This is a genomic window from Rhodococcus sp. A14 (genome assembly GCF_011603105.1).
GTDB classification, from domain to species: Bacteria; Actinomycetota; Actinomycetes; order Mycobacteriales; family Mycobacteriaceae; genus Rhodococcus_F; species Rhodococcus_F opacus.
In genome coordinates this window covers 39,967-64,326 of record NZ_JAAOQS010000033.1, presented here as the reverse complement: position 1 = coordinate 64,326, position 24,360 = coordinate 39,967, and the positions used below count along the sequence as shown (strand labels likewise).

Sequence of the window (24,360 nt, the reverse complement as noted above, 5' to 3'; positions counted from 1 at the left end):
TCGTCTCAGCGCACCCACAACCACGCGGCCAACCCGAATCCCGCGATTGCGATGACGACGCGGAGGACGGACGGTGGTATCCGCCTGACGACGGGCGGGCCGCACCAGCCACCGGCCAGGGCGCCGATCGCCATCGCGGCGGCGGCGCCCCAGTGGACGGGGCCGAAGATCGCGAACCCGATCGCCGCCACCAGGTTCGCGACGCCGAGGAGAAAGCTCTTCAGGATGGTCGCGCGCCAGATCTTCTCCGAGGTGAGGATCAGCGCGATCGCCAGGAAGATCACGCCGGCGCCCGCGCCGAAGTACCCGCCGTAGATGGCGACGGCGAACAGCGACACCGAGTACGCGCGTGGCATGTCCCGCTCGCCCGCCAGCGCGCGGAGCCGGGGCTGCAACAGCAGCGCCAGCGCGGCGAACGCCACCATGAACGGAACGATCGCCTCGAACGACCCCGCCGGGGCCACCAAGAGGATTCCCGCGCCGACCAGGCCGCCCGCAGCCGAGTACAGCGCCCAGCGCCACAGCTTGGGGCCGGTGTCGGCTACCTCCCGCGTCGAGTTGGACAGGGCGCCGACGCCGACCGCCACCATCGCGACCGTGTTGGTGACGTTCGCGGTCACCGGCGGAAGACCGACCGCGAGAAGTGCGGGATACGACACGATGGACGCCAGGCCGGTGACGAAGCCGACCAGTCCCGCGAAGAACCCCGCTACGACGAGAAGACCGATATCAAGCAGGGACACAAAGAAGAAACTTACCCTTGCTCACTTACTCCATCAGCGCGGACGGCCCCGCCATTCCCTCAGTTCGCCGGCTTCGCCATCACCGTGTCCTCAGTTCGCTGGCTTCGCCATCACCGTGTCCTCAGTTCGCCGGCTTCGCCATCTCACGGAACAGCATGTCGGTCATCTTCACCGCGCGGTCCCCACCGTCGGCGTCGGCGACGAAGACCGCGAAGGCCAGGTCGCCGCGTGAGCCGTAGAACCAGCGGTCGTCGCCGCTCGCACCGTTCATGCCCATGAGGTCCGGGTAGCCGTTGAGGAACGACGCCCCGCCCCGCACCACGTTGTCGCGCATCATGCCGCGGAGCTGGTCGTTGACGTTCGCCGGAAGCGGCTGAGCGGCCACATCCGTGGTGCCCGGCTGCCCCTGGACGATCATCGGTGTCGGCGCGCTGCCCCGCGCGATCGACGCGGCCAGCATGGCCATCCCGAACGGCGTCACGGCGGGCAGGTCGCTGTCCTGACGGTTCATCACCTGGTTCATGCCCGACTGGTCGGCGGTGAAGACGGCGGTCTGATGGTCGAGGCCCGGGATCTTGTAGTTCATGCCGAGCCCCAGCTGATTGCCTGCCTTCTCGATGTCCTCGATCGACAGCGACGACGGGTCGACGCCCTTCTGCAGTCCGGCGGCCTTCTTCACCAGGTCGAGGTTCGATCCGGCCGGGTAGAGCCCCTGGAACGCGATCGGCCCCTGCTCCATCGCCTGGTTGTTCTGCGCGGCGGCCAGCACGGCGCCGGAGGACGGCTGGATCGCGACGATCGTCGCGGGGGTGCCGACACTGACCACGGCTTCCTCGGCTGCCAGCTGCAGGCGGGAGTCCATGGTCGCGACGATGTCCGGTCCGGGCGGGCCCTGGAAACCTGCCTGCGGAATCAGCGTGCCGTCGGGGTCCACGAGGTGGACGGCCCAGCCGGCCGTGGCATCCCGGTTGGCCTGCCACACCTTGCGCAGCGGATCCAGCAGCGGTGTCGTGATGCGCCGATCCGCCGTGATCAGCTTCGGCGTCTTGATGGTGATGACGCCGGGGATCGCAAGATCCTGCTCGAGGAACTCCCAGTCCTGGTCGCGCAGCAGCACGGCGGTGACCTGCTGGCCGGGCTTCTCGGCCATCTCCGCCATCATCGTGTCGGACGTCACGAGGGGTGCCACCGGCTCGAGGACCTCCGCGAGACGCCGGGTGGTCGCGACGGGATCGGGCATCGTGGCGGGATCGAGGGTGACCGAGTTGATGGTCTGCTCGTTCATGAGCAACCCGCCGAACGCGTCGAAGACCCGCGGCGGAGCGGCGTCCGTCCGGTCGTAGCGGACGATACGCCCGTTGCCCAGGTCGGGCGCGAGGATCGACGGATCCCAGGAGATGCGCCAGCCGACGGACAGGTTCCGCACACCACCCTGAACCTGGTAGGTCCAATCCTTGCCCTCACCGAAATGCCAAGCGGCACCAACGGTGAAGAAGCCGGAGTCGGAGCCGAGATCCATGAACTGGGTCAGGTCGAACTTGGCGTCCTCGGGTTTGAGACCGTCGAACATCTGCTGAATCGCCGTCTCCGCGGCGTTGGGATACGAGGTCTGCGCTGCCGCGGCAGCGGCGTCGCCCTCGTTCAGCGCGTTGACGAAGTCGTCGACGACCGACTGAGCGGTCGCCTCCTCTTTCGACAGCACACACGACGCCAGAATCACCGCCAAAATGACTGCCGACGTCAGGGCGATCACGTATCTGTTGCGGCGGCCAAGCGATCGTCCATTCCCCATGTCCACCATCTTGCTTTCAGTCACATGCGTAACAAGCACCATTTGCCTACGAAGGAGTTACGGTTGAGCCACAACTTATCCCCGAACAGCAACGCGCGAACGGGTTTATCGAAGAAAACGCCCCGCAGCCTGCACAGCAGGGGCCGAACTGTCACCTGTTGCTATAAAAACGGCAAATGCTAGGTCGTCCTTGATTCCGACGAACCAGCCGTGTGCGGGACCATTTCCCGACTCGGCCGTGCCCGTTTTGCCGAGCAGTCCCGGAATGTCCTGCAGCGCAGTAGCGGTACCGCCCGTCACAGTTTCGCGCATCATCGTCCGGAGGTCGGAAGTGACGTTCGCAGGCACGGTGGGCGCCGTCTTGTCGGCGGTTCCCGGTTGGCCTTGCACGATCATAGGCGACGGCGTCGAACCGTTCGCGATGGAGGCGGCCACCATGGCCATTCCGAACGGCGTCGCGGTCACCTGCCCCTGCCCGATCCCGGACTCGACACGGGCCGCCGGACTGTCTGCGACGGGCACGTTGCCGGTCACGGTCGTCAGCCCGGGCGTCACGTAGTCGACGCCCAGCCCGAACTGCAGCGCGGCTTGCTGCAGGGCGTCGGGCGGCAACCCGACCGCCAGCCGTCCCATGGTGGTGTTGCACGAACGGGCGAACGCGGTGTGCAGCGGGACCGCGCCCAGGTCGAATTCGTCGTCGTTGGGGATCTGCCTGCCCTCGATGTTCTCGGTGCCGGGGCAGGGCAGAACGGTGTCCGGTGTGGCGGCACCGGCCTGCAGGGCCGCGGACGTGGTCACCGTCTTGAACGTGGATCCCGGCGGGTAGAGGCCGGTCAGCGCGATCGGGCCGAGTGCATCGGCCGGAGCGTTCTGCGCCACCGCCAGCACCTCGCCCGTGGAGGGTCGCAGGGCGACGATGGCGGCCTGCTGCGGGACGTCGGCGAGCGCCCGCTCGGCAGCCATCTGCATCGGGAGATCGAGGGTCGTCGCGATGTCGGGGGCGTCGGGCCCCTGTTCACCGGCGATGCTCTTGGCCGCGCCGTCCTGACCGACCAACTGCACCGCCCAGCCGGCGGAGGCGTCCTGCCCCTCCTGCCACAGGTCACCGAGGCCCGCCAGGGTGGGTGAGGCCAACGCTTTGTCGGTGCTGAGCAGCCTGGTCTGCGGCGCCAGCGTCACGCCGGCGAGTTGCCGCAGCTGCGGTTCGATCGGCGCCAGGTCCTCGGCGCGCAACGAGATGGCCGTGACCGGCTTGCCCTGGGCGCCGGCAAGATCCTGCTGGAGCGAGGCCGCGGTGATCGTCGGCGCGATGGGCGACAGCAACGCCGCCACCGCCGCGGTGTCGGCCCCCTGTTCGAGGTTGACCAGCGTCACGACCTGTTGCTCGAGGATCGGTGCCCCACCCGCGGCGAGGACCTTCGGTGGCGTCCCGGTCGTGGTGGTGTACCGGACGGTGGTGTCGTCGGTGAGACCGGGTGCGAGCACGGCCGGGTCCCAGACGATCTTCCAGTCGTCGCCTTCCTTGGTGGCGTTGCCGGTGGTGCTGTACTTCCACTCCTGCCCCGGGGCGAACGGCCACGACACGTCCATCGTGAACGTGCCGCCGTCGTCGCCGGACTCCTGCACGTCGGTGCGGGTGAACGTCCCGTCCTTGTTTCCGAGCCCGTCGTACATCGCCGTGATCGCGGCGGTGGCGGCGGCCGGATCGGTGGTGAGTTCGGCGGCGGCCTGCACGTCGTCGCTGTTCAGGGCGTCGGCGAACTGCTGCGAGACGGTGTCGGGCTGGTCCGGTCCGAAGAGTCCGCAGGCGGAGAGCACCGTCGCGAGGACGGCGATTCCGGCCGCTGCCTTCCGGGTGGGGGTGGGACGGATGGGGCTGTGACGAACGGTTGAGGTGCGCACGGACTCGATCATGCCTGACGTGGTGGCGCGCTTCGAATAATCGGTGTAATCATGTAATCAGTGCTGCATCGCAGTGATCGCGGCACCAGGGTCCCCAGGAGGACGCCATGAGAAACACACAAGGTCCGGGCCCGCGCCGCTTCGGCCGGCCCGGTGGATGGCAGCAGGCGGATGTCCCCGATGCGAGCGACGCGGCCGAATGGTTCGCCGGCCGTCTTCCCGACGACTGGTTCACCGGCCCCGCGACCGTCGAGGTCGACCGCGAGGAGATCGTGGTGGTCGGCGAATTGCCGCCCGTCGAGTCCGCCGACTCCGGTTCCGAGGCGGCGATCGACGGACGCATCTCCCGATTCCGCGAAACGACCCGGGGCGATCGGATGCGCATCGCCGACGAGGCCGAGAGACGATACGGGCGCAAGGTCGCGTGGGGCGTCAGCCTCGACGGCCACAAGACGCTGTTCACTCACCTCGCCGTTCCGGTGATGACCCGGCTCCGCCAACCCGAACGCAAGGTTCTCGACACGCTCGTCGACGCCGGTGTGGCGCGGTCGCGATCGGACGCCCTGATGTGGACGGTGCGCCTGGCGGGCCAGCACAGCGAACAGTGGCTCGCCGAACTCCGCGACGCTATGGCGAAGGTGGACGAACTCAGGGCCGACGGCCCCCAGATTTAATTCGATTGCGCGGGCATCGGCGCCGTCCTATCGTGAACGGCACCGATGCGCACCGGGCGCGTCTGACAGAGGGGAACGGTCCATTGCTCCTGACGAGGTAGTCACGCGAGTCTTCATCCGCACACACCTCGGGAGTCCCCTATGGCCCAGTCATATCTGTCCCTGTCCGACCTCACGTTCACCTGGCCCGACGGCGAGCCGGTCTTCGACAGCCTCGACGCCGTCTTCGGCCCCGGACGCACCGGGGTGGTCGGTCTCAACGGTTCCGGTAAATCCACCCTGCTCCGGCTGATCGCCGGGCGCCTGCACGCCGACCGCGGGTCGGTGACGGCGCAGGGCGAGGTGGCGTATCTGCCGCAGGACATCACGCTCGATCCCGCACTGAAGGTCGACCGGATCCTGGGCATCGCCGACCTCCGGGCGGCGTTGCACCGCATCGAGTCCGGCGACTGCACACCCGAGGATTTCGATGCCGCGACCGGCCGCTGGGACATCGAGGAGCGGGCGGTGTCGACCCTGCACCGGCTCGGTCTCGAACGCGTGCTCGGCAGCACGTTCGATCTGGATCGCACCGTCGGCACCCTGTCCGGCGGTGAGACCGTGCTGCTCGGCCTCACCGCGCAGCTGTTGAAGGAACCGGAGGTGCTGCTCCTCGACGAGCCCACCAACAACCTCGACAGCGCGTCCCGCAGCAAGCTCTACGAGGTGGTGCAACAGTTTCCGGGCACCCTGCTGGTGGTCAGCCACGACCGTGACCTGCTCGATCTCATGAATTCCGTCGCGGAGCTGCGCGGTGGTGAGATCCGCATGTTCGGCGGGAACTTCAGTGCCTACCAGGAGATCGTCGAGGCGGAGCAGGAGGCCGCGCGGGCTGCGGTGCGCGATGCCCGCAGCGACGTGCAGAAGCAGAAGCGGGAGCTCGTCGAGGCCCGCATCAAGATCGACCGTCGTAAGCGGTACGGGCAGAAGATGTTCGAGAACAAGCGCGAACCGAAGATCGTGATGGGACTGCGGAAGCGCCAGGCGCAGGAATCCGCGGGGAAGCTGCGAAACAACCACATCGCGAAGGTCGACGGGGCGCGGGAGTCGTTGACGGAAGCGGAGAGTGCCCTGCGGGAGGACCGCGAGGTGCGCATCGACCTCCCGGCCACGGAGGTGCACTCGGGCCAGGAGGTGGTCTCCGTCCGGGACGTGAGCCTGCTCAGCGGACAGGAGGTGTCGCTGGACGTCGTCGGTCCCGAGCGGATCGCCCTCGTCGGACGCAACGGCGTCGGGAAGACGACCCTGCTCGACGCCGTCGTGGCCGCGGGACCGCGGGTTCCGTTCAAGGCCCTGCCGCAGCGACTCGACGTGTTCGACGAGTCGCTGACGGTCGCCGAGAACGTGGCGGCGGCGGCGCCCCACGCGTCGCAGGAACAGATCCGCGCGCAGCTGGCCCGGTTCCTGTTCCGGGGCAACGATTCCGACGTGCTCGCATCGGCGTTGTCGGGCGGGGAACGGTTGCGGGCGGCGCTGGCGACCATCTTGCTGGCCGAACCCGCCCCGCGGCTGCTGTTGCTGGACGAGCCGACGAACAACCTCGACCTGCCGAGTCTCGCCCACCTCACGCAGGCGCTCCGCAGCTACCGCGGCGCGCTGATCGTGGTCAGCCACGACCGGCAGTTCCTCCACGACATCGGCGTCACCCGGTGGCTGGAACTGACCGACGAGGCCCTTCGGGCTTGTGCGCCTTTTCGGTAGCCCCGGCTACCAGAAAGGCGCACGGGCGGAGCCTAAAGCGTGATCGCGTCGAGGCGGGTCTTGATGAAATCCGCCGACGTGACGGGCCCGAGCCCGGCGACGGTTCCGATCGGCGGTTCCAGAGGTGTCACCTGCGCGTCGTGGTTGAGTTCGTAGAAGTAGATGAGCGACACCAGGTCTTCTTCGGGGGCGTCGGCCTGCGGCGGCAGCACGCGGTGCCGGCCCGACGGCCAGCGCTTGCCGCTCCAGTACTCGAGGAGGTCGCCGATGTTGACGGTGACAGCGTCGGGGTCGTAGGGCGCGTCCTCCCAGCCGCCTTCGTCGGTGTACACCTGGAGTCCGCCTGCGCCGGGTTCCCGGTCCAGGACGGTGACGGTGCCGAAGTCGGTGTGCGGCCCGATGCGGAACTGGCCCGGCTCAGGCTCCCCCACCGACGACATCGGCGGGTAGTGGTTGATGTTGCACGTCCACGTCGGGCGGTCCGCCAGCCCGTCGAAGGGGTTGACGGGCAGCGCGAGTGCCGCCGAGAACAGGGCGAGGAGGTCGTCCGAGAGCCGGCGCATCGCCTCGGTGTAGGTGGTGAGAAGGGCGCGCAGTTCCACCACTTCGGCGGGCCACACGTTGGGCTTGAACCACACGTCGTCGACGAGGGGATCCCCGGTGCACGTCTCGGCCCCGACGGCGAACGTCTCCTTGAGGTCCGGGGGCGTCTCGGTGCCCTCGGCATAGCCGTTGGCCTCCATCCCGGGCCCGATCCAGCCGCGTTCGCCCACGATCGCCGAGTACCGCGCCTTCACCTCTTCGGGAAGTGCGAAGAACCGGCGCGCGGCAGTCCGTACGTCCGCGGCCAGTTCGCGCGTCACCCCGTGGCCGCGGACGAGGAGGAAACCGGCGCGCTGCAGTCCCTCGTCGACGTCCCGGGCGACGGCCGCGGCGGAGGGTCCGCCCGCCCGCCAGAGTGCGATGTCGACGGTGGCGATCGGGGTCATTCGGCTACTCCAATGTCTTCGTTCCAGAGTTCGGGCTGGTTCTCGATGAATTCGGTCATGAGGTCGATGCAGTGTTGATCGCGCAGGACGGTCACGTCCACGCCGTTCTCGCGGAGCCATTCGTGGCCGCCGGTGAACGTGACGCTCTCCCCCACGACGATCGCGCCGATGTTGAACTGCCGGACCAGACCGCTGCAGTACCAGCACGGTGACAGGGTCGTCACCATGATCGTCGAGCGGTAGTCGCGCTGGCGCCCGGCGGCCCGGAACGCGTCCGTCTCACCGTGGACGGACGGATCGGCGTGCTGGACCCGTCGGTTGCGGCCGCTGCCCAGCAGGGTTCCGTCGCCGGCGAAGAGCGCGGCCCCTATCGGTATCCCGCCCTCGCGTTTGCCGAGTTCGGCTTCGGCGATCGCCACGGTCAGCAGTTCCTCGGGGTCGAGGGCCATCCGCGCAGAGTTCACAGAGATCGACATGCCTCTACCTTGCGTCTCGGACGGCGCGACCACAACGGACACACTGTGGTAACGAACGGGCCTTAACCTGTACAGACTGTCCGCCTCCCGAGGAGGGTTCGACGATGTCGTTGACCGTGCGCGAGTTGCTCCGGAACCAGTTCTTCAGCGCGAACCCGCAGGTTCTGGCCGGGAAGTCGCAGCTCGGCCGCACGGTGCGCTGGGTACATTCCAGTGAAATCTACGAGATCAGCCCGCTGCTGTCCGGGGACGAGTTGCTGCTGACCACCGGGCTGGGTCTGTCCGGTGTGGATCCCGGCACCCGCAGGCACTATCTCCGCGAGGTCGGGGAACGCAATGTGGCGGCCGTGGCGATCGAGTTGGGCCGGACGTTCGACGCCGTTCCGGGCGACATGATCGAGGAGGCGGCCGCCCTGGACCTGCCGCTGATCGCGCTACGGACAGTGGTCCCGTTCATCGAACTCTGCCAGAACGCCAATACGGAGATCATCTCCCGGGAGGTGTCGGCCCTGCGGACCCAGAACGAACTGTCCCGCGTCCTGGAGGCCGAACTGATGGCAGGCAACGGGGTGGCCCGGTTGCTCGAGCGCGTCAGCGAGGCGAGCGGCTGCCCACTGATCGTCACCAGCGGCAGCGGGGCGCTGGTCGCGGCGCACGGCGTCGACGACGACCGCGCGGCCTGGGCAGCAGCCGACGCCGGAACCGTCACGGCTACCATCCATTCGCGGGACGGCGCGTGGGGGACGTTGACGGCCGGGCCGGGTTCCACGATGAACTCGCCCGTGTTGCGTGCGCTACTCGAACGGTCGACGGCGTCGCTCGGGCTTGCACTCACCTACTCGGGCAGCCTCGCGGGACGTCCGCAGCGCGCCGCAGCCGCGCTGGTGTCGGATTTGCTGGACCGCAACGACGTTCGGCAGATCGACCTCACCGTGCGGTCCGCCGCGGCGGGGTTCCATCCCGCGCCGGGCAACCGGGTGGTCGCGGTCGCCATCGATTCGCCGGGTTCGCGCATCGCGACCCGGTTGCTGGATTCGGCCGCCAAACTGCTCGGGCAGCCGTGCCTGCGTGCGGAGGTGCACGCGAGCACGTTCGGCCTGATCGCGGTCCCCGCACCCGTGGTCGACCCGGTGGGGACTGCCGTCGACTGCTTTCAGGAATCTTTGGCGTCCAACATCACCGACGGGGTGACGGTGGTGGTCGGCGATCCGTGCGACTTCGCTCCCGGAGACGTCGGCACCGCGCTGCACACCGCCCGCTCGGGACTGCGCCTCGCGATGTCTGCCCGGCGGTCGTGGCTGTCGGGCCAGGTAGTGACGACGACGCGGGAACTCGCCCCGGAACTCGCGCTCGATCGGCTGCCTCCCGACGTCAGGGAGCGGATGGTCGCGACAACCATTGCGCCGCTGGTGGAGTGGGATCGATCCCATTCGAGCGACCTGGTCCGTACCCTGGAGGTGCACCTTCGGCACGGGTGCAGCGCCACCAGTTCGGCGTCGGCGCTGCATCTCGGCCGGCAATCGCTGTACCAGCGACTCGAGCGTATCCGGACCCTCCTCGGATACGACCCGGGTTCGCCGTCGATGTACGGTTCGCTGCTACTTGCCCTGTGCGCCAACAGGTTGGCCACGTGAGATCTTCGCACCGTTGATCGCGAGGTACAGCGCTCCGGCCAGCACGAAGCCGACGAAGAACGTGATGTCGCCGAGTTCGGGTACCGCGCGCACCACGTAGCCGACGAACTTCTCCTGATTGGAGAACAACAGAACAGAGCCGACGAGGGCGATCACGAACGCGGTCAGACCACCCCAGTTGCTGTACTCGCGGTTGTACAGGAGGTTGTCGATCCGCTGTCCGCGGCGCAGATACTGGTCGGCGAACATGATGCCCAGCCACGGTCCGATCCAGTAGGCGACGATGAGCAGGAAGGCCTCGTAGCTCGCGGCGGCGTCGGCGAGCGCCCACCACGCCACGAGGAATCCGACGACTCCGAACATCATGGTGACCACCGCCCGCTGCGTCTTCAGCGGCAACCTCAGCCCGATGGTCACGAAGGCCATCGACCCGGAATACACGTTGAGGGCATTGGCGGCGACCGCCCCGAGTGCAATGGCGAGCAACGTCAGATTCGCCAGTGCCGAGGGCAGATTCGCGGTGAACGCGTCGGTCGGGTTGTCGGAGGACGGTGCGCCGATCGTCACGGAGGCGGCGCCGACGACCGACAGTGCGACACACGAGACGAACAGCCCGGCCGAGGCGAACAGCCCGGTGCGGACCCTCGACACGGTGGCCGGCAGATACCGGGTGTAGTCGGCGGCGTACGGCGTCCACCCGGCCGCGTAGCCGAACGCCGTTCCGACGGTGAGGAGGAACCCGCCCATTCCGCCGACACCACCCTCGACCGCGGGCGCGCCCGGGTTCGACTTCGCGAGTATTACCACCGCGGTGATCGCGAAGATCACGGCCAGCACAGGGAACGCGTAACGCTCGAACGCCTGGACCAGGTTGTGCCCGAAGAACGCGAACACGGTCTGGACGACGACGATCACGAGCAGTGAGGGCAGGGGCGCCAGACCGGTCAGCGTGTTGAGTGCGAACGCGCCGCTGACGCTGTTGGTGGCGAACCAGCCGACGCCGCACATGATCGACATGAACGCCGACGGAAGGGCGTTGCCCCAATACCCGAAGCCGAGGCGTCCGAGCACCATCTGCGGAACGCCGTGCAGGGGACCGCGCGCGGACAGAACGTAATGCGCGGCAGCCCCGAGACCCGTCCCGAGGACGAGCCCGAGCGTCGCCTGCCAGAACGTCATCCCGAACACCGACACGGACAGGACGCCGATGAAGATCGTGGCGAACTCGAGGTTCGGCGACATCCACGTCCAGAAGAGTTGGCGTGGAGTTCCGTGGCGGACCTCGTGCGGAATGAACTCGTTTCCGCCCGGTTCGACGGCCAGGACGCGGTCGCCGTACTCGCGTTCGGCAGCGGTCGCATCGCTGGTGGTGCCCTCGGTAATTGCCATAGAAGCACTGTGTTCGCCCAGGCCGGCGCCGACAACCGACAATGTGTCCGTCAAACGTGCGCTCGGGGCGGACAGATCGACGGGACGCAGTCGCCCCGGGTCTTGCGTTGGAGTGCACTCCAGGTCGTACTGTTCAGTCATGGCCACCCAGTTGGAGCAGTCGCCCGGAGCGTTCGCGAGCATCTCGGAGGTCTCGGCCATCACTGGCCTCACGCAGGACACCCTTCGCTGGTATGAGCGCGAGGGGATGATTCCCAGGATCGCGCGGGGTTCGGACCGTCGTCGCCGCTACAGCGAGCGGGACGTGCGGCTCATCGAACTGCTGGTGAAACTGCGGACCACGGGCATGCCGACCAGTGACATGCAGCGTTTCGCGGTGCTGCTGACCGGGGGCGCCGAGACCCACGAGCGGCGGTTGGCGCTGCTGCTCGCGCATCGCGAACGCATCCTCGCCCAGCAGGCGAGGCTCGACGACGCCCTGGCGGCACTCGACACCAAGGTGGATCACTACCGTGCCCTCATCGCAGGGACCGACGAAGACCCTGCCCGACAACGACGAGGAGAAGCATGACCGACATCGGTACGACAACCCTGGGTGACGCGCTCACCGTCTCCGACATGGGTTTCGGAGGAATGGCTCTCACACCCGTCTACGGCGGGGTGGAACCGGGGAAGGCGCTCTCGACACTGCATCACGCGGTGGATCTCGGAGTGAGTTTCCTCGACACCGCCGACGTGTACGGGGCCGGCGACAACGAGCGGTTGATCGCGCAGTTACTGAGGGACCGGCGCGAGGAAGTCACGCTGGCAACCAAGTTCGGGATTGTGGGGGATCCGAGGAAGCGGAGCGAGGGCGGCGCCTCGACCCGCGGCGACCGCGCCTACGTCCACGAGGCGGTGGACGCCAGCCTGCGCCGACTCGGCATCGGCACGATCGACCTCTACTACCTGCACCGCCCCGACCCGTCGGTTCCGATCGAGGACACCGTCGGTGCGATGGCCGAACTGGTGGCGGCGGGCAAGGTGCGACACCTCGGACTGTCGGAGGTGACGGCCGGGGAGCTGGCGTCCGCGCACGCGGTGCATCCCATCACGGCAGTCCAGTCGGAGTGGAGCATCTGGAGCCGCGACGTCGAGGCGCGGGTCGTGCCGGCGGCGGCCGCACTGGGTGTCGGGTTCGTCCCCTACTCGCCGCTCGGCCGGGGGTTCCTCACCGGGACCGTCACCGGCGTCGACACCTTGGCGCCCAACGACTTCCGCCGGACCCTCCCCCGGTTCGCGGCGGGCACGCTGCAGCGGAATCTCGGCGTGGTGGACGCGGTGAATTCGGTCGCAGGCGACCTGGGTGCCACGCCCGCACAGGTTGCGCTGGCGTGGCTCTACGCGCAAGGCCGCGCGTTCGGACTTCCGGTCGTACCCATCCCCGGAACCCGCAGTGCGGAACGGGTGACGGAGAACGCCGGTGCTCTCGGTATCGAACTCGATGCGGCGCAGCTGGCGGTGCTGAACTCGGCCGGGGAGCATGTGGAGGGTGCGCGTTCGGAGGATCTGCAGTGGGTGTCGGAGGGCCGCGACTTCTGAGTGATGCAGACTGGGCGGGTGCAGCACGCTACCAATCCCGTCGACGGTGTCCGGATCGCGCACAAGACCGTCGGCGACGGTGAGCCGCTCGTTCTCCTTCACGGCACGGCGCTCTCCCACGCGATCTGGCGCGGATTCGGCTACGTCGCCGCGCTGCGTGACCGGTACCGGCTGATCCTGGTCGATCTGCGGGGCCACGGGCGCAGCGACAAGCCGCACGACGAGGACGCGTACGCGATGGATCTGGTCAGCGGCGACGTCCTGGCGGTCCTCGACCACCTGGACCTTCCCAGCGCACATGTTCTCGGGTACTCGCTCGGCGGCCGGGTCGCGCTGGCGTTGGCGGTCGGGGCGCCCGAACGACTGGAGAGCCTGATCGTCGGCGGCGGCAGCAGCCGACCGCAGGCCGGCGCGTTCGACCGCCTGTTCTTCCCGGGCTGCATCGACGTCCTCGAGCGGGACGGCATGGACGCGTTCCTGGGGCAGTGGAATGCCCGGCGCGCGTGGCCGATCGACGCCGGCACCCGGGCGGCGTTCATAGCGAACGACGCGAAGGCACTCGCCGCGTACATGCGGCGTTCCGGTGTGGAGCCGGGTGTGGACGACGACGTCCTGCGCGGGATCGCCGTCCCCACCCTGCTGTTCGTCGGTTCGAACGACTCCGAGCGGATCGGCGACACCCAGCGGGTGGCGGCACTGATTCCCGGTGCGTCGCTGACGGTCCTGCCCGGGTTCGACCACTCGACGACGGTGGCCGCGAGCACCGAGGTGCTCGCGGCCGTCGAGCCGTTCCTCGCCTCGGTGTGACCCCTACATCCATTCGACCAGCTGGATGATCACCCCGTTGGGGTCGCTCATCTGGAAGTAGCGTTCGCCCCAGGGCTCGGTTTCGATGGGCGTCACGATCGGGACGCCCTCCGCCTGCAGTCGCTCGTATTCACCGTCGATACCGTCGACGACGAGCGCGATCAGCAACCCCTGGCCGGCGTCACCGGCGATCCGCGCTGGCTTGAACGTCTCCAGTCCGGTCTTCAGGAAGACCAGATTGAAGCCGACGTCCGCGCGCTTCAGTGACACGAAGCCCTCTGCGGCCATCTCCTCGACGAAGCCCAGGTGGGACTTGGCGAACTCGGCCGACGCACTGGGGTCTGCGACGTTCAGCGACAGTGCGCTCGCGGTGACCTTCACGGTGGTGTCCTTTCGTTGACGACACCCCACTAACGTACACCGTACGACATTTGTTCCCGAGGGCACGTCATCACATCGCCAGCAGACCCTTCGCGATGTGCGTCACCTGGATCTCGTTGCTGCCTGCGTAGATCATCAGCGACTTCGCGTCGCGCGCGAGTTGCTCGACCCGGTACTCGGCCATGTAGCCGTTGCCGCCGAACAACTGCACCGCCTCCATCGCCACCTCCGTAGCCGCCCGCGAGGAGTAGAGCTTCATCGCCGACGCCTCCGCGAGGCTCACCTGATCGCCCGCCGCGGTGCGCTCGATGGCGTTGAAGACCATGTTCTGCACGTTGATGCGGGCGATTTCCATCTCCGCGAGCTTGAGCTGGATGAGCTGGAACTGGGCGATCTCCTTACCCCACAACTTTCGGGACTTGGCGTAGTCGACGCACAGCCGGTGACACTCGTTGATGATGCCCAGCGACAGCGACGCGATGCCGATCCGTTCGGCCGCGAAACTCTCCTTCGCGCTCGACTTGCCGTCGGACTTGCCGCCGTCCTCGGTCTCGCCGAGCAGACGGTCGCGGGTGAGGCGCACGTTGTCGAAGAACAGTTCCCCGGTGGGTGAGGAGTTCATGCCCATCTTCTTGAACGGCGCACCCTGGGTGAGCCCCTCCATGCCCGCGTCGAGGACGAACGCGAGAACCTTCCGGTCCCGGCGGTCGACGGACGAGTCTCCCTCGTCGAGCTTCGCGTAGACGATGATGACGTCGGCGTAGGGGCCGTTGGTGATGAACGTCTTCTGCCCGTTGAGGATGTAGTCGTCGCCGTCGCGGCGCACGTACGACTTCATGCCGCCGAACGCGTCCGAGCCGGAGTCGGGCTCGGTGATGGCCCAGGCTCCGACCTTCTCGAACGTGACCAGTCCGGGTAGCCAGCGCTCCTTCTGCGCCAGCGTCCCGCGACTGCGGATGGTGCCCGCCGCCAGCCCGAGGCTGACCCCGAGCGAGGCGACGAGTCCGAGGCTGACGCCGGCCAGTTCGGCGTTCATGATGACGCCCATGCTGCCCGCACCGCCGAGGCCGCCGGACTTCTCCTCCTTCGCGCCGGACGCGGCGTCCCGACTTCGCTCGCGGTCCAGCGACTTCGTCAGCGCGTCACGAGCCATCTCGTCCAGGCCGAAGGTGGCGAAGAGTTTGCGGATGATGTCGAACGGAGGCAGCTCGCCGGTCTCCAACTTGTCGACGTGCGGTCGAATCTCCTTGTCGATGAAGCCGCGGATCGCGTCGCGGAACATCAGGTCGGTATCTGACCACTCATACATGCCGGGCACTCCAGTCACTGAGAGACAAACGGTTGCCGCAAATATAGAACACGTTCCTATTCTTGGACAGGTGTGCCGGACGGCGCACCCGTTCGGAACGGCACCGGAGCCCCTTCGGCCAGCACCACGTACGCGCGACGCCACGGGTCCGTCCCGACGAGCGTCCACTCGTGCCCGCTCCCGGCGGTGTCCTCGGCCAGCAGGACGTCGCCCTCACGGAGGCGGAACTGCTCACCGTTGCGGGTCCGGAAGTCGAGGGTGCCGCTGAGGGTCAGCACGAGTTGCCGCACCGGCGCGGTGTGCCAGTCGAAGGATCCGCCCGAAGTCGTCTCCTCGAAGCTGACGTGGGTCACGTCCACACCCGCGGTGCAGAGATCGCCGTTCCGCCCCGGGTCCATGGCGAGGAAACCCAACTCGACGTGGGATGCATCGTCCGCCCCGGTCCACAGCCGCACACATCGAATCATGCCGAGCCACCTTTCGTTTCACCGATCCCGAGCCACTTCGACCTCAGCCGGTCGAGGGTGCCGTCCGCGGCCAGGGTGCGCTGCGCCGACTCGATGCCTTCGCGCAGCGCGTGATCACCCGTGCGGACGGCGACGGCGATCTCCTCGCGGGAGATTCCCCGTTCGACCACTTCCACGTGCGGGCGGTCCCGGACGAGCCAGGTGAGGACCGGCGCGAGTTTCATGACGGCATCGCACCCGCCCGAGGACAGGTCGTCGAGGGCTTGGCCGATCCGGTCGTAGGCGTACACCCGGATCGCACCCGCGCGGCCCTCCGCGACCAGCCTCTCCACGATCGGCTGACTGGTGTTGCCGTGCTGGACACCGACGGTCAGACCACCCAGATCGTCCACCCCGCGCACTCCGGGATGCCGCGACGTGTCGACGGCGAGGGACTGACCCGACACGAGGTACGGAGCGCAGAAATCCGCGCGCCCCCGCCGCTCCGGCGTCACGGTGGTTCCCGAGGCGATGCAGTCGAATTCACCGTCCGTCAGCGCGTCGAAAATGCCGTTGAAGTCGGTGCCCCGGTACGGGACGAGCGACCATTCGACGCCGAGCACCTGCGCGACCGCCCGCGTGAACTCGACATCGAAACCCGCCGGAGCCCCACCGTCCCGGAATTCGAACGGCGGGTCGGGCAACGCCGAACCCACCCGCAGTACCCGCGCTGCCGCCGTCATGCCATCCCTCTCCGCCGTGACGAGTACCTACGAGCCGATCAGCCCCAACCGCTGTGCCAGCCAAGGCAATTCCTTCTCCAGTCCCGCAGACCACACCGCGAAGCTGTGCCCGCCCGGCACTTCCACGTACTGCACGTCCATGCCCGCGTCCTTCGCGGCCTGATAGACCTTCTGGGCACCCGGCTTGTATGCGTCGTCGTCACTGCCGATCACGAAGACCCCGGCCGAATCCGGGTACTGCTTCGACGCCATCAGATCGAGCGGGTTGACCCGCTTGAACGCCGCCTCGTCACCGCCGAATCCGTCGTCGAGGGTGCGCTGGTGATCGCCGAGCGTGGGTTCTTCCTGACCCGAGATGTCGAGGAACGTCGGGTACACGTCGGGATAGTTGGTGGCCATCTGGAGCGAACAGGTGCCGCCGTAGGAGAGGCCGCCGATCGCCCACGCCTTGGGGTCCGGGTTGACCTGCAGGTTCGACTTCACCCAGGACGGAACGTCCTTCGCCAGATACGTGGCCACGTTGCCCAGCTTCGAATCGACACACAGGGGGTTCGCGATCTGCGAGCCGGTGCCGTCCGCCACCACCACGATCGGGGCCAGTCCCCCGTGCTTCGCGGCGAACTCGTTCATCGTGGTGGCGAGCTTGCCTCCGGCGAACCAGTCCTCCGGCGAACCGGGCTGACCGGCCAGCATCACGAGCACCGGCAACAGGGGGCGTGGGTTGGCGAAGTAGGCGGGCGGGAGGTAGATCTCGGCGTCGCGGGCGGCGAAACCCGACGCCGTCCCGGGAACGCCCGCCGTCAGGACCCGCCCCTCGCTCGGCATTCCGGGCGGGGCGGTCCACGACGCGTCGAGAGGCGTTCCCGTCACCACGGTCTCGGTGGTGCTGCCGAGGTCGTTCATCTGAACCCGGTCGAACGGCTCCGCCCCGAATGCCGTGCCCACCGTGGGATAGGCATCGAACACCAGGTTGATCTGCGTCGCGGACGCGAGAAGGACGGCGAATACCGCGAGAACCGACACGACGGCGGCTTTCACCGTCCGGCCGGCGCGGATCCTCGGCACGAGCAGGACGATCGCGAAGAGCCCCAGACCGATCCACACGTAGATGGAAATCTCGATGGGATCTGGGAACGGCCGGAGCACCTTCTCGACCATCACGTACAGGACGACGGTGACCACCACCGACACGGCCAGGCAGATCGGAATCGCTTTCCTGGGGTACCAGGGTGCGCGGGCGGCGAGCAGCCACACGCCGCCGAGCACACCGATCACCGTGAGGATCCAGGGCAGAGGCCCTGAGATCACGCTGAGGTCGCTGAGCCATTCCACGTCACGAAGCCTAGAGCGCGAACCCGCACTACGTCGGCGACTCGGAACGACCGGTAAAATTGCGCGGGTGACATTCATCAAGGTGTGCGGTCTGCGAGACGTGGCCTCCGTCGATCTGGCCGTGCGACTCGGCGTCGACGCCGTGGGGTTCGTGTTCGCCGACAGCGTCCGCCGGATCTCCCCCGAGGACGCCGCGCCGCTGGTCCGCCGGGTCACCGGTCACACCGTCGCGGTGGGCGTGTTCAAGGGGAGTCCCGTGTCGGAGGTGATCGAGGTCGCCGCCACCGCAGGTCTCGGAACCGTTCAGATGCACGACCTGAAGTCCGCCGACGACGTGGCCCGGTTGCGGGAGGCGGGGCTCGGCGTGATCCGTGCCGTGGTCGCCGGTGACACGTCGGGCGATTTCGGCGCCGACCGCATCCTGGTCGACGGAGCGACCGCCGGGGCAGGCGTGCCCTGGGACTGGGCGAACCAGAGCCGACCCGACGGCGAGTGGATCCTGGCCGGCGGACTTCATCCGGGCAACGTGCGGGCTGCCGTCGACGCGACCGGCGCGTGGGGTGTCGACGTGTCGAGCGGTGTCGAATCCTCGCGTGGTGTGAAGGATGCGGCGCTGATCGAGCAGTTCGTCGCCGCCGTCCGATCCGGCGACTGAGTCAGCCCGGCATCCCGGCCACTGAATCTTCGACGTCCCACGACGCGAGCACCGTCCGGATACCCACGACCAGCGCGAGCGGCTGGTCGATCATCACGTGGTGTCCGGCGTCGGGGATCTCGACCACCACCGCAGTGGGCCCGAACCGGCGGCGCATGCCGTCCATCATGGTGTCGGTGACGATGCCGTTCTCGGCGCGGAAGTAGGCGATCCGGCAGCGTGGGTCGGATCCGCCCAGGTGATCGCTGCCGTGACGCGCGAAGAACGCGGAGTCGAACTTCCACGCCCAGCCGCCGTCCACCTCCTCCATCGAGTTCTCGGCGACGTGCCGCAGGACCGCGGGCACCGCGGTGTCCTGCGGCGGGACGAACCGGAACCGCTCGAGCGCCTCGGCCCTGGACGGGTAGACCTTCTTCGGACCGAAGGCACGCTGCTTCCGCGCTTCTTCCTCCTCCGGTGTGCGGGCGAGGACGGGCGAATCGATCAGCGCGACACCCGCCAGATCCTCGCCGAACAGCTGCGCGGCCACGTAGGACACCATGCCGCCCATGCTGTGCCCGACGAACACCGGCGCCCCCGAGATACCCGCCGGCTTCGCCACCGCCAGGGCTTCTTCCGCCCACTGCTCCAGGCCGTACTCCGCGCGCCGGTCGCTGTCGCCGTGCCCGGTGAGGTCGAGGGCGACGACGCGACGGTCCGTGGCCAGCATGGGTGCCACATGGTCCCACCACCGGCTGTGGGCGGCGCCGCCGTGAACGAGCACGATTCCCGGTGATCCCGACGGCCCCCACGCACGGTAGTGAACCTGTGCACCGGCGACGTCGACCCGGCCGGTGTCGACCGGCGACGCCAACGCCGTGGTGAACCAGCGGGGCGCGTCCGTCTGCACGTTGCTCATTCACCGAACATACCGACCACGTGTGGCCGTCCCCGACCGCCCTACAGAAGGTCGAGCATGGCTGTGACCGCGCGTTCGACCACCGGGAACCGGTCCGGGGCCAGATCGTGGCGGGCTCCCTCGAGTTCGACGAGCGTCGTCGGTGCGGGGATCAGTTCGACCGCCGACCGCATCTCGTCGGTGCTCGCGAACGGGTCCTTCGAACCGTGCACCACCACGGACGGGGTGCGGAGACCGGGCAGGTGCTCGGTGCGGAGCTTCTCCGGCTTGGCCGGCGGATGCAGCGGGTACGACAGCAACAACAGGGCGTCGACGAGACCCGGTCGCTCCGAAGCGAACATGGACGCCTGCCGCCCGCCGTACGAGTGCCCGCCGGCCCACACCGGCGCCGTCACCAGCTCCCGCATCACGGCCACCGCGGCCGCGATGCCGTCCCGGTCCTCCGCCGCCTTCGACGGATGCGGCGGACCCGACGCGCGGCGCTGACGGAACGGGAGATCGAACCGCAGCACGACGACCCCCCGCTCCACGAACCCGTCGGTCACGGCGCGCAACAGCTTTGTGTCGCAGTCACTTCCCGCTCCATGCGTCAGGACCAGCCCCGCCACCCCGTCACCCTCGGGGTGATGGAGATGTCCGCGCACACCGTCACGTTCCAGCAACTCGCTCATGCGGTTCACGGTAGTGGAATGTCGGCCTGCTCCGGCGCGTGCAACTCCGCCAGTTCTTCGCACGGCTGGTCCGCGAGTTCGTTGGCGCGTGGCACGACGCCCGTGCTCCAGTACCCGTGCAGCATGCCCGGGGAGATCCGGAGTCGAACCGGCACGCCGGCGGCCTCCAGCACAGCGGCGTACGCGGGGGCGTGATCTCGGAGGGGATCACATCGGCCCCGCACACGATGGCGGGTGCCACTGCCGTCAGGTCGCCCTCGATCGGTGAGACGCGGGGGTCGAGAGACAGGCTGCGGTCTGGGAGGTAGCCGGCCCCCATGTCCTCATTCGCCCGCACCCTCTGTCGTGCCGAAATCCGACGGTTGATTGCGATTGGCTCTCGGTCTGTTTGCCGGGTTTCGGTGCGGGGTACCTTAACAACACGACTGCTGGGAGTAGCCAATGGACACCATGACCATCATCTGGATCATCGTCGCGATCGTCGTCGTGCTCGCCGTCATCGCGCTGCTCGTTGCGGCATCACGCAAGCGCAACGAGCGCCGCCACCAGGAGGCCGACAGCATCCGCGCGAGGGCACAGGAGCAGACATCCGTCGTCGAGAAGCGTGAGGCGATCGCGGAGGAGACTGCGGCCGACGCCAGAAGGGCTCAAGCGGAAGCAGAGGCCAAGGCGGCCGAGGCCAAGAGACTGCAGGTCGACGCGCAAACGCACCAGAACACGGCGACCACGTCTCGGGACGACCTGAAGCACGAGTGGCAGCGGGCCGACGAGCTCGATCCCGACGTCAAGACGACGGACACTCCGCCGAACGACGCCAGAGCCACCGACGCTCGGACCACTGGAACGGGGCCGACGAACGCTCGCGCCACCGATGCCCGAACCACGGGTGCAAAGCCTGCCAACGGTCGGCCCACCGGCACGGACTCCACGAATACCCATGGAGCACACGCGAAGCCGACCGACACGTCGTCGACATAGCGTTCGAGGACATAGCGTTCGAGTACGACACGTGCATCGGCCTTGCGCCGGTGCCCACACGGGAGGTCGGAAATGCGTATCGGACGGCTCGTGACGCTCATCGTGATCATTTGGCTGATCATCGGCGCCGTTGCCGTGTGGCAGCGCGGTTACTTCAAGGACACGACGGCCGATTGCGCCAGCGCCGGAACGATCGCGGTCACCGTGATCGCCGGACCACTCAACTACGCGGGTGTGAACCCGAAGATCGATTGTGAAGTGCCGCAACCGAGTCAGTAGTTCCAGACCGTCAACCGAAAGAGGGAAGACCGTGATCGTTCTCGGGATCATCCTGCTCGTCATCGGCCTCGTCGCGGGGATTTCCATCCTCACGACGATTGGAATCATCCTTCTCGTCATCGGCCTCGTGCTGCTACTGCTGGGCACGACGGGCCGCGCGGTCGGCGGGCGGAAGTACTGGTATTGACGTCGGCGCTCATCCGTTCGACATAATCAATCATTGACATTATCAATGATTGATAGTTAGGTTCCTTTCGAGTATGCATGCGTGCGCCGCACGCGTGCCGTCGAAAGGAACCTCGCATGTCTTCGGTTGCACTGGAACGGACCATTTTCGACGCCGATCACGATGCGTTTCGGGAAACGGTGCGCCGGTTCGCCGAACGTGACGTCGCCCCGCATCTTCGCGACTGGGCCGACGCGGGACAGGTCGACCGGGACGTCTTCCGCCAGGCCGGCAAGCTCGGGCTCCTCGGGATCAATGTCGAGGAGCGATTCGCCGGCGGCGGAATCGACGACTTCCGTTTCAACGCCATCGTCATCGAAGAACTCTGCCGCGTCGGGGCCCCTGCCGTGGTGATGGGCCTGGCGGGCATCAACGACCTCGTCACCCCTTACCTCGTCTCGCTGGCGAACGAGGAGCAGAAGCATCGGTTCCTGACGCCCTTGTGCACCGGCGAGAAGATCGGTGCCATCGCCATGACGGAGCCCGGTGCGGGCAGCGACCTGGCCGCGATCTCCACGACCGCCCTCCCCGACGGGAACGATCTGGTCCTCAACGGCACCAAGATCTTCATCAGCAACGGAATGCTCGCCGACTTCGTGATAGTCGTAGCCAAGACGGATCCGGCAGCGGGCAAGAAGGGCGTGAGCCTGCTGGTGGTCGAGGACGGGACGGCCGGCTTCACCCGCAACGGGCCGCTGCACAAGGTCGGCCTGACCGCCCAGGACACCGCCGAGCTCGTATTCGACGACGTCCGCATCCCCCGCGAGAACGTCCTGGGTGAACTGAACGACGGCTTCGGCTACCTGGGAGACAATCTGCCCCAGGAGCGCCTCAGCGTGGCCGTCACGTCCATGGCGTCGATGCGACGCACGTTCGACCAGGCCCTGACGTACAGCTGCGATCGGACCGCGTTCGGCCAGAGGGTGGCCGACTTCCAGGCCAACCGCTTCTACCTCGCGGAACTCGCCACCGAGATCGAGATCGCGCAGTGCTTCACCGACCGCTGCATCCTCGACGCCGCACACGGCACCCTCGACGAGGTGACCGCGGCGATGGCCAAATGGTGGATCACCGAGCTGCAGCAGCGGGTCGTCCAGCGCGCGGTTCAACTGCACGGCGGCTACGGATACATGCGCGAGTACGACGTCGCCCAGGACTACCTCGACTGCCGCGGCGGGCCGATCTACGCCGGCACCACCGAGATCATGAAGGAAATCATCGGGCGCAAGCTCACGCGTGCCTGACGGGTCCGATTCAGCCGAAGCGTTGGCGATCTCTTCCATTGACAACTTCAATGATTAATGTTTAATTGTGATCCGCGCTACACGCGCGATCCGCTCTGTTGTCCCACGCTCGGCCAAGGAGTATCGATGACGGTCACCGCCACCGCCGGCACCATGTCGGCCACCCAACGCAAGAAGGAAGTTCGCAGGGTGATCCTGTCGAGCTACCTGGGCAGCACCATCGAGTTTTACGACTTCCTGCTCTACGCCACCGCAGCGTCCCTCGTCTTCGGTCCGGTGTTCTTCGCCGATCTGGACCCTCTGGCCGCGAGCATCGCATCGATGGGAACGTTCGCCGCCGGCTACGTCGCGCGCCCCCTGGGCGGAATCGTCTTCGGTCACTTCGGGGACACCGTCGGCCGCAAGGCCATGCTGCTGATCTCGATGACCGTCATGGGCATCGCGTCGTTCGCGATCGGGCTCATTCCGCCGCCGGAGATGATCGGGTCTTGGGCCGCGGTGATCCTCGTACTGCTCCGCGTCTGCCAGGGACTCGCCGTCGGCGGCGAATGGGGTGGCGCAGCGCTGATGTCGCTCGAGCACGCCGAATCCGGCAAGCGCGGATTCGCAGCGGCGTTCACCAACGCGGGCGCCCCCACCGGCGCGCTGCTCGGCACGCTCGCGCTGGCGGCCGTGTCGCTTCTCCCCGACGAGCAGTTCCTGACGTGGGGCTGGCGCATCCCGTTCCTGATCTCGGCATTCATGCTGGCTCTCGGCCTGTTCATCCGGTCCAAGGTGTCGGAGAGCCCGCTGTTCACGGCGGCACTGAAGGAATCCGCGAAGAAGGAGACCACCCCACCCATCGTCACCATCCTGAAGCGGCCCCGCGCGGTCGTCGTGGCGTCGATGAGCTGCATCGCGAGCTTCGGAATGCAGACTGCATTCACCACGTTCGCCATCACCTACGCCGTGTCGAGCGGCGCCCCGCGGTCCGACGCGCTGCTGGCGTTCTCCTTCTGCCAGTTCTGTGCGATCTTCCTGGTCCTCGGATCTGCGCGACTGTCCGACCGGATCGGCCGCCGCCCGGTCATGCTCGCGGGACTCGGCGCGATGATCCTCAGCGTCTACCCACTGTTCCTGCTGCTCAGCACGGGACAGTTCCCGTTCGTCGCGCTCGCCTTCGTCGGCTACACCCTCTGCCACTCGGCCACCTACGGTCCGATGGCCGCGTTCATCTCCGAGCAGTTCGGCACCCGGGCGCGCTACACCGGAGCGTCGCTCGGATACCAGCTGGCCACCCTCATCGGCGCGGGATTCACCCCCGTCATCCTGGCGTCGCTGTTCGCCTCGTCCGGCAAGTCGATCCTCCCGGTCGGGTTGTTCATCATCGCACTGTGCGTGGTCAGCGCCGTCTTCCTCGTCGCGACGAAGGAGAGCAAGGACAACGACCTGAGCGCCGAGACCCCGTCGGCCTGACGCACCCATCCCGCCA

At 67.6% G+C, this 24,360-nt stretch carries 26 protein-coding genes; 12 read left to right on the top strand and 14 right to left on the bottom strand.

Annotated elements, in window-relative coordinates:
- Positions 1 to 5 precede the first annotated feature (5 nt).
- The 3 genes from G9373_RS19140 to G9373_RS19130 all read right to left on the bottom strand — a co-directional run bounded on the left by G9373_RS19140 (position 6) and on the right by G9373_RS19130 (position 4,449).
- A complete protein-coding gene (locus G9373_RS19140) occupies positions 6 to 743 on the bottom strand; it encodes a sulfite exporter TauE/SafE family protein (protein WP_167116183.1) in 738 nt (245 codons plus the stop codon).
- 121 nt (positions 744 to 864) lie between these two features.
- Positions 865 to 2,544, bottom strand: coding sequence for an NTF2-like N-terminal transpeptidase domain-containing protein (locus G9373_RS19135; RefSeq protein ID WP_081276677.1), 1,680 nt, complete (start codon positions 2,542 to 2,544; stop codon positions 865 to 867).
- Between the two features lie 96 nt (positions 2,545 to 2,640).
- On the bottom strand, positions 2,641 to 4,449 hold the full coding sequence (locus G9373_RS19130; protein WP_005263661.1) for a penicillin-binding transpeptidase domain-containing protein: 1,809 nt from the start codon (positions 4,447 to 4,449) through the stop codon (positions 2,641 to 2,643).
- 95 nt (positions 4,450 to 4,544) lie between these two features.
- On the opposite strand from G9373_RS19130, the gene G9373_RS19125 reads away from it, so the two are divergent.
- Both G9373_RS19125 and G9373_RS19120 read left to right on the top strand, forming a co-directional pair.
- Positions 4,545 to 5,111, top strand: coding sequence for a hypothetical protein (locus G9373_RS19125; protein ID WP_005243791.1), 567 nt, complete (start codon positions 4,545 to 4,547; stop codon positions 5,109 to 5,111).
- 141 nt (positions 5,112 to 5,252) lie between these two features.
- Complete coding sequence (locus G9373_RS19120) at positions 5,253 to 6,851, top strand: ABC-F family ATP-binding cassette domain-containing protein (protein ID WP_167116180.1); 1,599 nt, start codon at positions 5,253 to 5,255, stop codon at positions 6,849 to 6,851.
- Positions 6,852 to 6,883: 32 nt separating this feature from the next.
- Here G9373_RS19120 and G9373_RS19115 read toward each other — a convergent pair whose 3' ends face one another.
- Both G9373_RS19115 and G9373_RS19110 read right to left on the bottom strand, forming a co-directional pair.
- Complete coding sequence (locus tag G9373_RS19115) at positions 6,884 to 7,840, bottom strand: 2-oxoglutarate and iron-dependent oxygenase domain-containing protein (RefSeq protein WP_005569195.1); 957 nt, start codon at positions 7,838 to 7,840, stop codon at positions 6,884 to 6,886.
- Positions 7,837 to 8,316, bottom strand: coding sequence for a nucleoside deaminase (locus tag G9373_RS19110; protein WP_052024015.1), 480 nt, complete (start codon positions 8,314 to 8,316; stop codon positions 7,837 to 7,839). The genes G9373_RS19115 and G9373_RS19110 overlap by 4 nt, the downstream gene beginning before the upstream one ends.
- Positions 8,317 to 8,420: 104 nt before the next feature.
- On the opposite strand from G9373_RS19110, the gene G9373_RS19105 reads away from it, so the two are divergent.
- Entirely contained in the window at positions 8,421 to 9,950 is a 1,530-nt protein-coding gene (locus tag G9373_RS19105) for a PucR family transcriptional regulator (RefSeq protein ID WP_167116175.1), read from the top strand.
- Here the strand turns inward: G9373_RS19105 and G9373_RS19100 are convergent.
- Positions 9,915 to 11,339 carry a cytosine permease gene (locus G9373_RS19100; RefSeq protein ID WP_005569189.1) on the bottom strand — a complete coding sequence of 475 codons (1,425 nt, stop codon included), beginning with the start codon at positions 11,337 to 11,339 and terminating at the stop codon, positions 9,915 to 9,917. The genes G9373_RS19105 and G9373_RS19100 overlap by 36 nt on opposite strands.
- Positions 11,340 to 11,478: 139 nt before the next feature.
- Here G9373_RS19100 and G9373_RS19095 point away from each other — a divergent pair, with 139 nt between their 5' ends.
- From G9373_RS19095 to G9373_RS19085, 3 genes are read left to right on the top strand one after another with little or no spacing between them, the layout of a single operon-like run.
- Positions 11,479 to 11,910, top strand: coding sequence for a MerR family transcriptional regulator (locus G9373_RS19095; protein WP_005569188.1), 432 nt, complete (start codon positions 11,479 to 11,481; stop codon positions 11,908 to 11,910).
- The gene (locus G9373_RS19090; RefSeq protein ID WP_054247417.1) at positions 11,907 to 12,920 is read left to right on the top strand and encodes an aldo/keto reductase; all 1,014 of its coding nucleotides are present in this window, start codon (positions 11,907 to 11,909) and stop codon (positions 12,918 to 12,920) included. Before G9373_RS19095 ends, G9373_RS19090 begins: the two co-directional genes overlap by 4 nt.
- Positions 12,921 to 13,727 (top strand): alpha/beta fold hydrolase, encoded by an 807-nt coding sequence (locus tag G9373_RS19085; protein WP_005571435.1) that lies wholly within the window; start codon positions 12,921 to 12,923, stop codon positions 13,725 to 13,727.
- Positions 13,728 to 13,730: 3 nt separating this feature from the next.
- On the opposite strand, the gene G9373_RS19080 is transcribed toward G9373_RS19085, so the two are convergent.
- The 5 genes from G9373_RS19080 to G9373_RS19060 form a co-directional block, all read right to left on the bottom strand.
- Positions 13,731 to 14,108, bottom strand: a complete 378-nt coding sequence (locus G9373_RS19080; protein WP_005263638.1) for a VOC family protein — start codon at positions 14,106 to 14,108, stop codon at positions 13,731 to 13,733.
- Positions 14,109 to 14,178: 70 nt separating this feature from the next.
- Complete coding sequence (locus G9373_RS19075) at positions 14,179 to 15,417, bottom strand: acyl-CoA dehydrogenase family protein (RefSeq protein WP_054247416.1); 1,239 nt, start codon at positions 15,415 to 15,417, stop codon at positions 14,179 to 14,181.
- A gap of 56 nt (positions 15,418 to 15,473) precedes the next feature.
- Complete coding sequence (locus tag G9373_RS19070; protein WP_005571431.1) at positions 15,474 to 15,884, bottom strand: hypothetical protein; 411 nt, start codon at positions 15,882 to 15,884, stop codon at positions 15,474 to 15,476.
- Positions 15,881 to 16,606: an ABC transporter substrate-binding protein gene (locus G9373_RS19065; RefSeq protein WP_005571429.1), complete on the bottom strand. Its 726-nt coding sequence runs from the start codon at positions 16,604 to 16,606 to the stop codon at positions 15,881 to 15,883. Before G9373_RS19065 ends, G9373_RS19070 begins: the two co-directional genes overlap by 4 nt.
- A gap of 27 nt (positions 16,607 to 16,633) precedes the next feature.
- Positions 16,634 to 17,938, bottom strand: a complete 1,305-nt coding sequence (locus tag G9373_RS19060) for an alpha/beta hydrolase-fold protein (protein WP_005571427.1) — start codon at positions 17,936 to 17,938, stop codon at positions 16,634 to 16,636.
- A 67-nt stretch (positions 17,939 to 18,005) separates the two neighbouring features.
- Here G9373_RS19060 and G9373_RS19055 point away from each other — a divergent pair, with 67 nt between their 5' ends.
- Positions 18,006 to 18,593: a phosphoribosylanthranilate isomerase gene (locus tag G9373_RS19055; RefSeq protein WP_005571426.1), complete on the top strand. Its 588-nt coding sequence runs from the start codon at positions 18,006 to 18,008 to the stop codon at positions 18,591 to 18,593.
- Between the two features lies 1 nt (position 18,594).
- Here the strand turns inward: G9373_RS19055 and G9373_RS19050 are convergent, their stop codons facing one another.
- The 3 genes from G9373_RS19050 to G9373_RS46535 are packed head-to-tail and all read right to left on the bottom strand — an operon-like array spanning position 18,595 to position 20,317.
- Positions 18,595 to 19,491 (bottom strand): alpha/beta hydrolase, encoded by an 897-nt coding sequence (locus tag G9373_RS19050; RefSeq protein ID WP_005571425.1) that lies wholly within the window; start codon positions 19,489 to 19,491, stop codon positions 18,595 to 18,597.
- Positions 19,492 to 19,532: 41 nt separating this feature from the next.
- Positions 19,533 to 20,171, bottom strand: a complete 639-nt coding sequence (locus G9373_RS19045; RefSeq protein ID WP_005571424.1) for an alpha/beta fold hydrolase — start codon at positions 20,169 to 20,171, stop codon at positions 19,533 to 19,535.
- Positions 20,168 to 20,317 (bottom strand): hypothetical protein, encoded by a 150-nt coding sequence (locus G9373_RS46535; protein ID WP_242323326.1) that lies wholly within the window; start codon positions 20,315 to 20,317, stop codon positions 20,168 to 20,170. The genes G9373_RS19045 and G9373_RS46535 overlap by 4 nt, the downstream gene beginning before the upstream one ends.
- A 286-nt stretch (positions 20,318 to 20,603) precedes the next feature.
- On the opposite strand from G9373_RS46535, the gene G9373_RS19035 reads away from it, so the two are divergent.
- The 5 genes from G9373_RS19035 (at position 20,604) to couT (ending at position 24,344) form a co-directional block, all read left to right on the top strand.
- Positions 20,604 to 21,140 carry a hypothetical protein gene (locus G9373_RS19035; RefSeq protein ID WP_167116172.1) on the top strand — a complete coding sequence of 179 codons (537 nt, stop codon included), beginning with the start codon at positions 20,604 to 20,606 and terminating at the stop codon, positions 21,138 to 21,140.
- Positions 21,141 to 21,212: 72 nt separating this feature from the next.
- A complete protein-coding gene (locus tag G9373_RS19030) occupies positions 21,213 to 21,419 on the top strand; it encodes a hypothetical protein (protein ID WP_005571421.1) in 207 nt (68 codons plus the stop codon).
- A 31-nt stretch (positions 21,420 to 21,450) separates the two neighbouring features.
- Positions 21,451 to 21,606: a DUF6131 family protein gene (locus G9373_RS19025; protein WP_005263616.1), complete on the top strand. Its 156-nt coding sequence runs from the start codon at positions 21,451 to 21,453 to the stop codon at positions 21,604 to 21,606.
- Between the two features lie 116 nt (positions 21,607 to 21,722).
- On the top strand, positions 21,723 to 22,889 hold the full coding sequence (couH, locus tag G9373_RS19020; RefSeq protein WP_005571420.1) for a dihydro-p-hydroxycinnamoy-CoA dehydrogenase: 1,167 nt from the start codon (positions 21,723 to 21,725) through the stop codon (positions 22,887 to 22,889).
- A gap of 126 nt (positions 22,890 to 23,015) precedes the next feature.
- On the top strand, positions 23,016 to 24,344 hold the full coding sequence (gene couT / locus G9373_RS19015) for a p-hydroxycinnamate MFS transporter (RefSeq protein ID WP_007299241.1): 1,329 nt from the start codon (positions 23,016 to 23,018) through the stop codon (positions 24,342 to 24,344).
- The last annotated feature ends 16 nt before the right edge of the window (positions 24,345 to 24,360 follow it).

Bases quoted from the DNA above. Each gene is read 5' to 3' on its own strand.
- G9373_RS19135 (WP_081276677.1), bottom strand. From the start codon at position 2,544: ATGGTGGACATGGGGAATGGACGATCGCTTGGCCGCCGCAACAGATAC.
- G9373_RS19130 (WP_005263661.1), bottom strand. From the start codon at position 4,449: ATGATCGAGTCCGTGCGCACCTCAACCGTTCGTCACAGCCCCATCCGT.
- G9373_RS19125 (WP_005243791.1), top strand. From the start codon at position 4,545: ATGAGAAACACACAAGGTCCGGGCCCGCGCCGCTTCGGCCGGCCCGGT.
- G9373_RS19120 (WP_167116180.1), top strand. From the start codon at position 5,253: ATGGCCCAGTCATATCTGTCCCTGTCCGACCTCACGTTCACCTGGCCC.
- G9373_RS19115 (WP_005569195.1), bottom strand. From the start codon at position 7,840: ATGACCCCGATCGCCACCGTCGACATCGCACTCTGGCGGGCGGGCGGA.
- G9373_RS19110 (WP_052024015.1), bottom strand. From the start codon at position 8,316: ATGTCGATCTCTGTGAACTCTGCGCGGATGGCCCTCGACCCCGAGGAA.
- G9373_RS19105 (WP_167116175.1), top strand. From the start codon at position 8,421: ATGTCGTTGACCGTGCGCGAGTTGCTCCGGAACCAGTTCTTCAGCGCG.
- G9373_RS19100 (WP_005569189.1), bottom strand. From the start codon at position 11,339: ATGGCAATTACCGAGGGCACCACCAGCGATGCGACCGCTGCCGAACGC.
- G9373_RS19095 (WP_005569188.1), top strand. From the start codon at position 11,479: ATGGCCACCCAGTTGGAGCAGTCGCCCGGAGCGTTCGCGAGCATCTCG.
- G9373_RS19090 (WP_054247417.1), top strand. From the start codon at position 11,907: ATGACCGACATCGGTACGACAACCCTGGGTGACGCGCTCACCGTCTCC.
- G9373_RS19075 (WP_054247416.1), bottom strand. From the start codon at position 15,417: ATGTATGAGTGGTCAGATACCGACCTGATGTTCCGCGACGCGATCCGC.
- G9373_RS19070 (WP_005571431.1), bottom strand. From the start codon at position 15,884: ATGATTCGATGTGTGCGGCTGTGGACCGGGGCGGACGATGCATCCCAC.
- G9373_RS19065 (WP_005571429.1), bottom strand. From the start codon at position 16,606: ATGACGGCGGCAGCGCGGGTACTGCGGGTGGGTTCGGCGTTGCCCGAC.
- G9373_RS19050 (WP_005571425.1), bottom strand. From the start codon at position 19,491: ATGAGCAACGTGCAGACGGACGCGCCCCGCTGGTTCACCACGGCGTTG.
- G9373_RS19035 (WP_167116172.1), top strand. From the start codon at position 20,604: ATGGACACCATGACCATCATCTGGATCATCGTCGCGATCGTCGTCGTG.
- G9373_RS19030 (WP_005571421.1), top strand. From the start codon at position 21,213: ATGCGTATCGGACGGCTCGTGACGCTCATCGTGATCATTTGGCTGATC.
- couH (WP_005571420.1), top strand. From the start codon at position 21,723: ATGTCTTCGGTTGCACTGGAACGGACCATTTTCGACGCCGATCACGAT.
- couT (WP_007299241.1), top strand. From the start codon at position 23,016: ATGACGGTCACCGCCACCGCCGGCACCATGTCGGCCACCCAACGCAAG.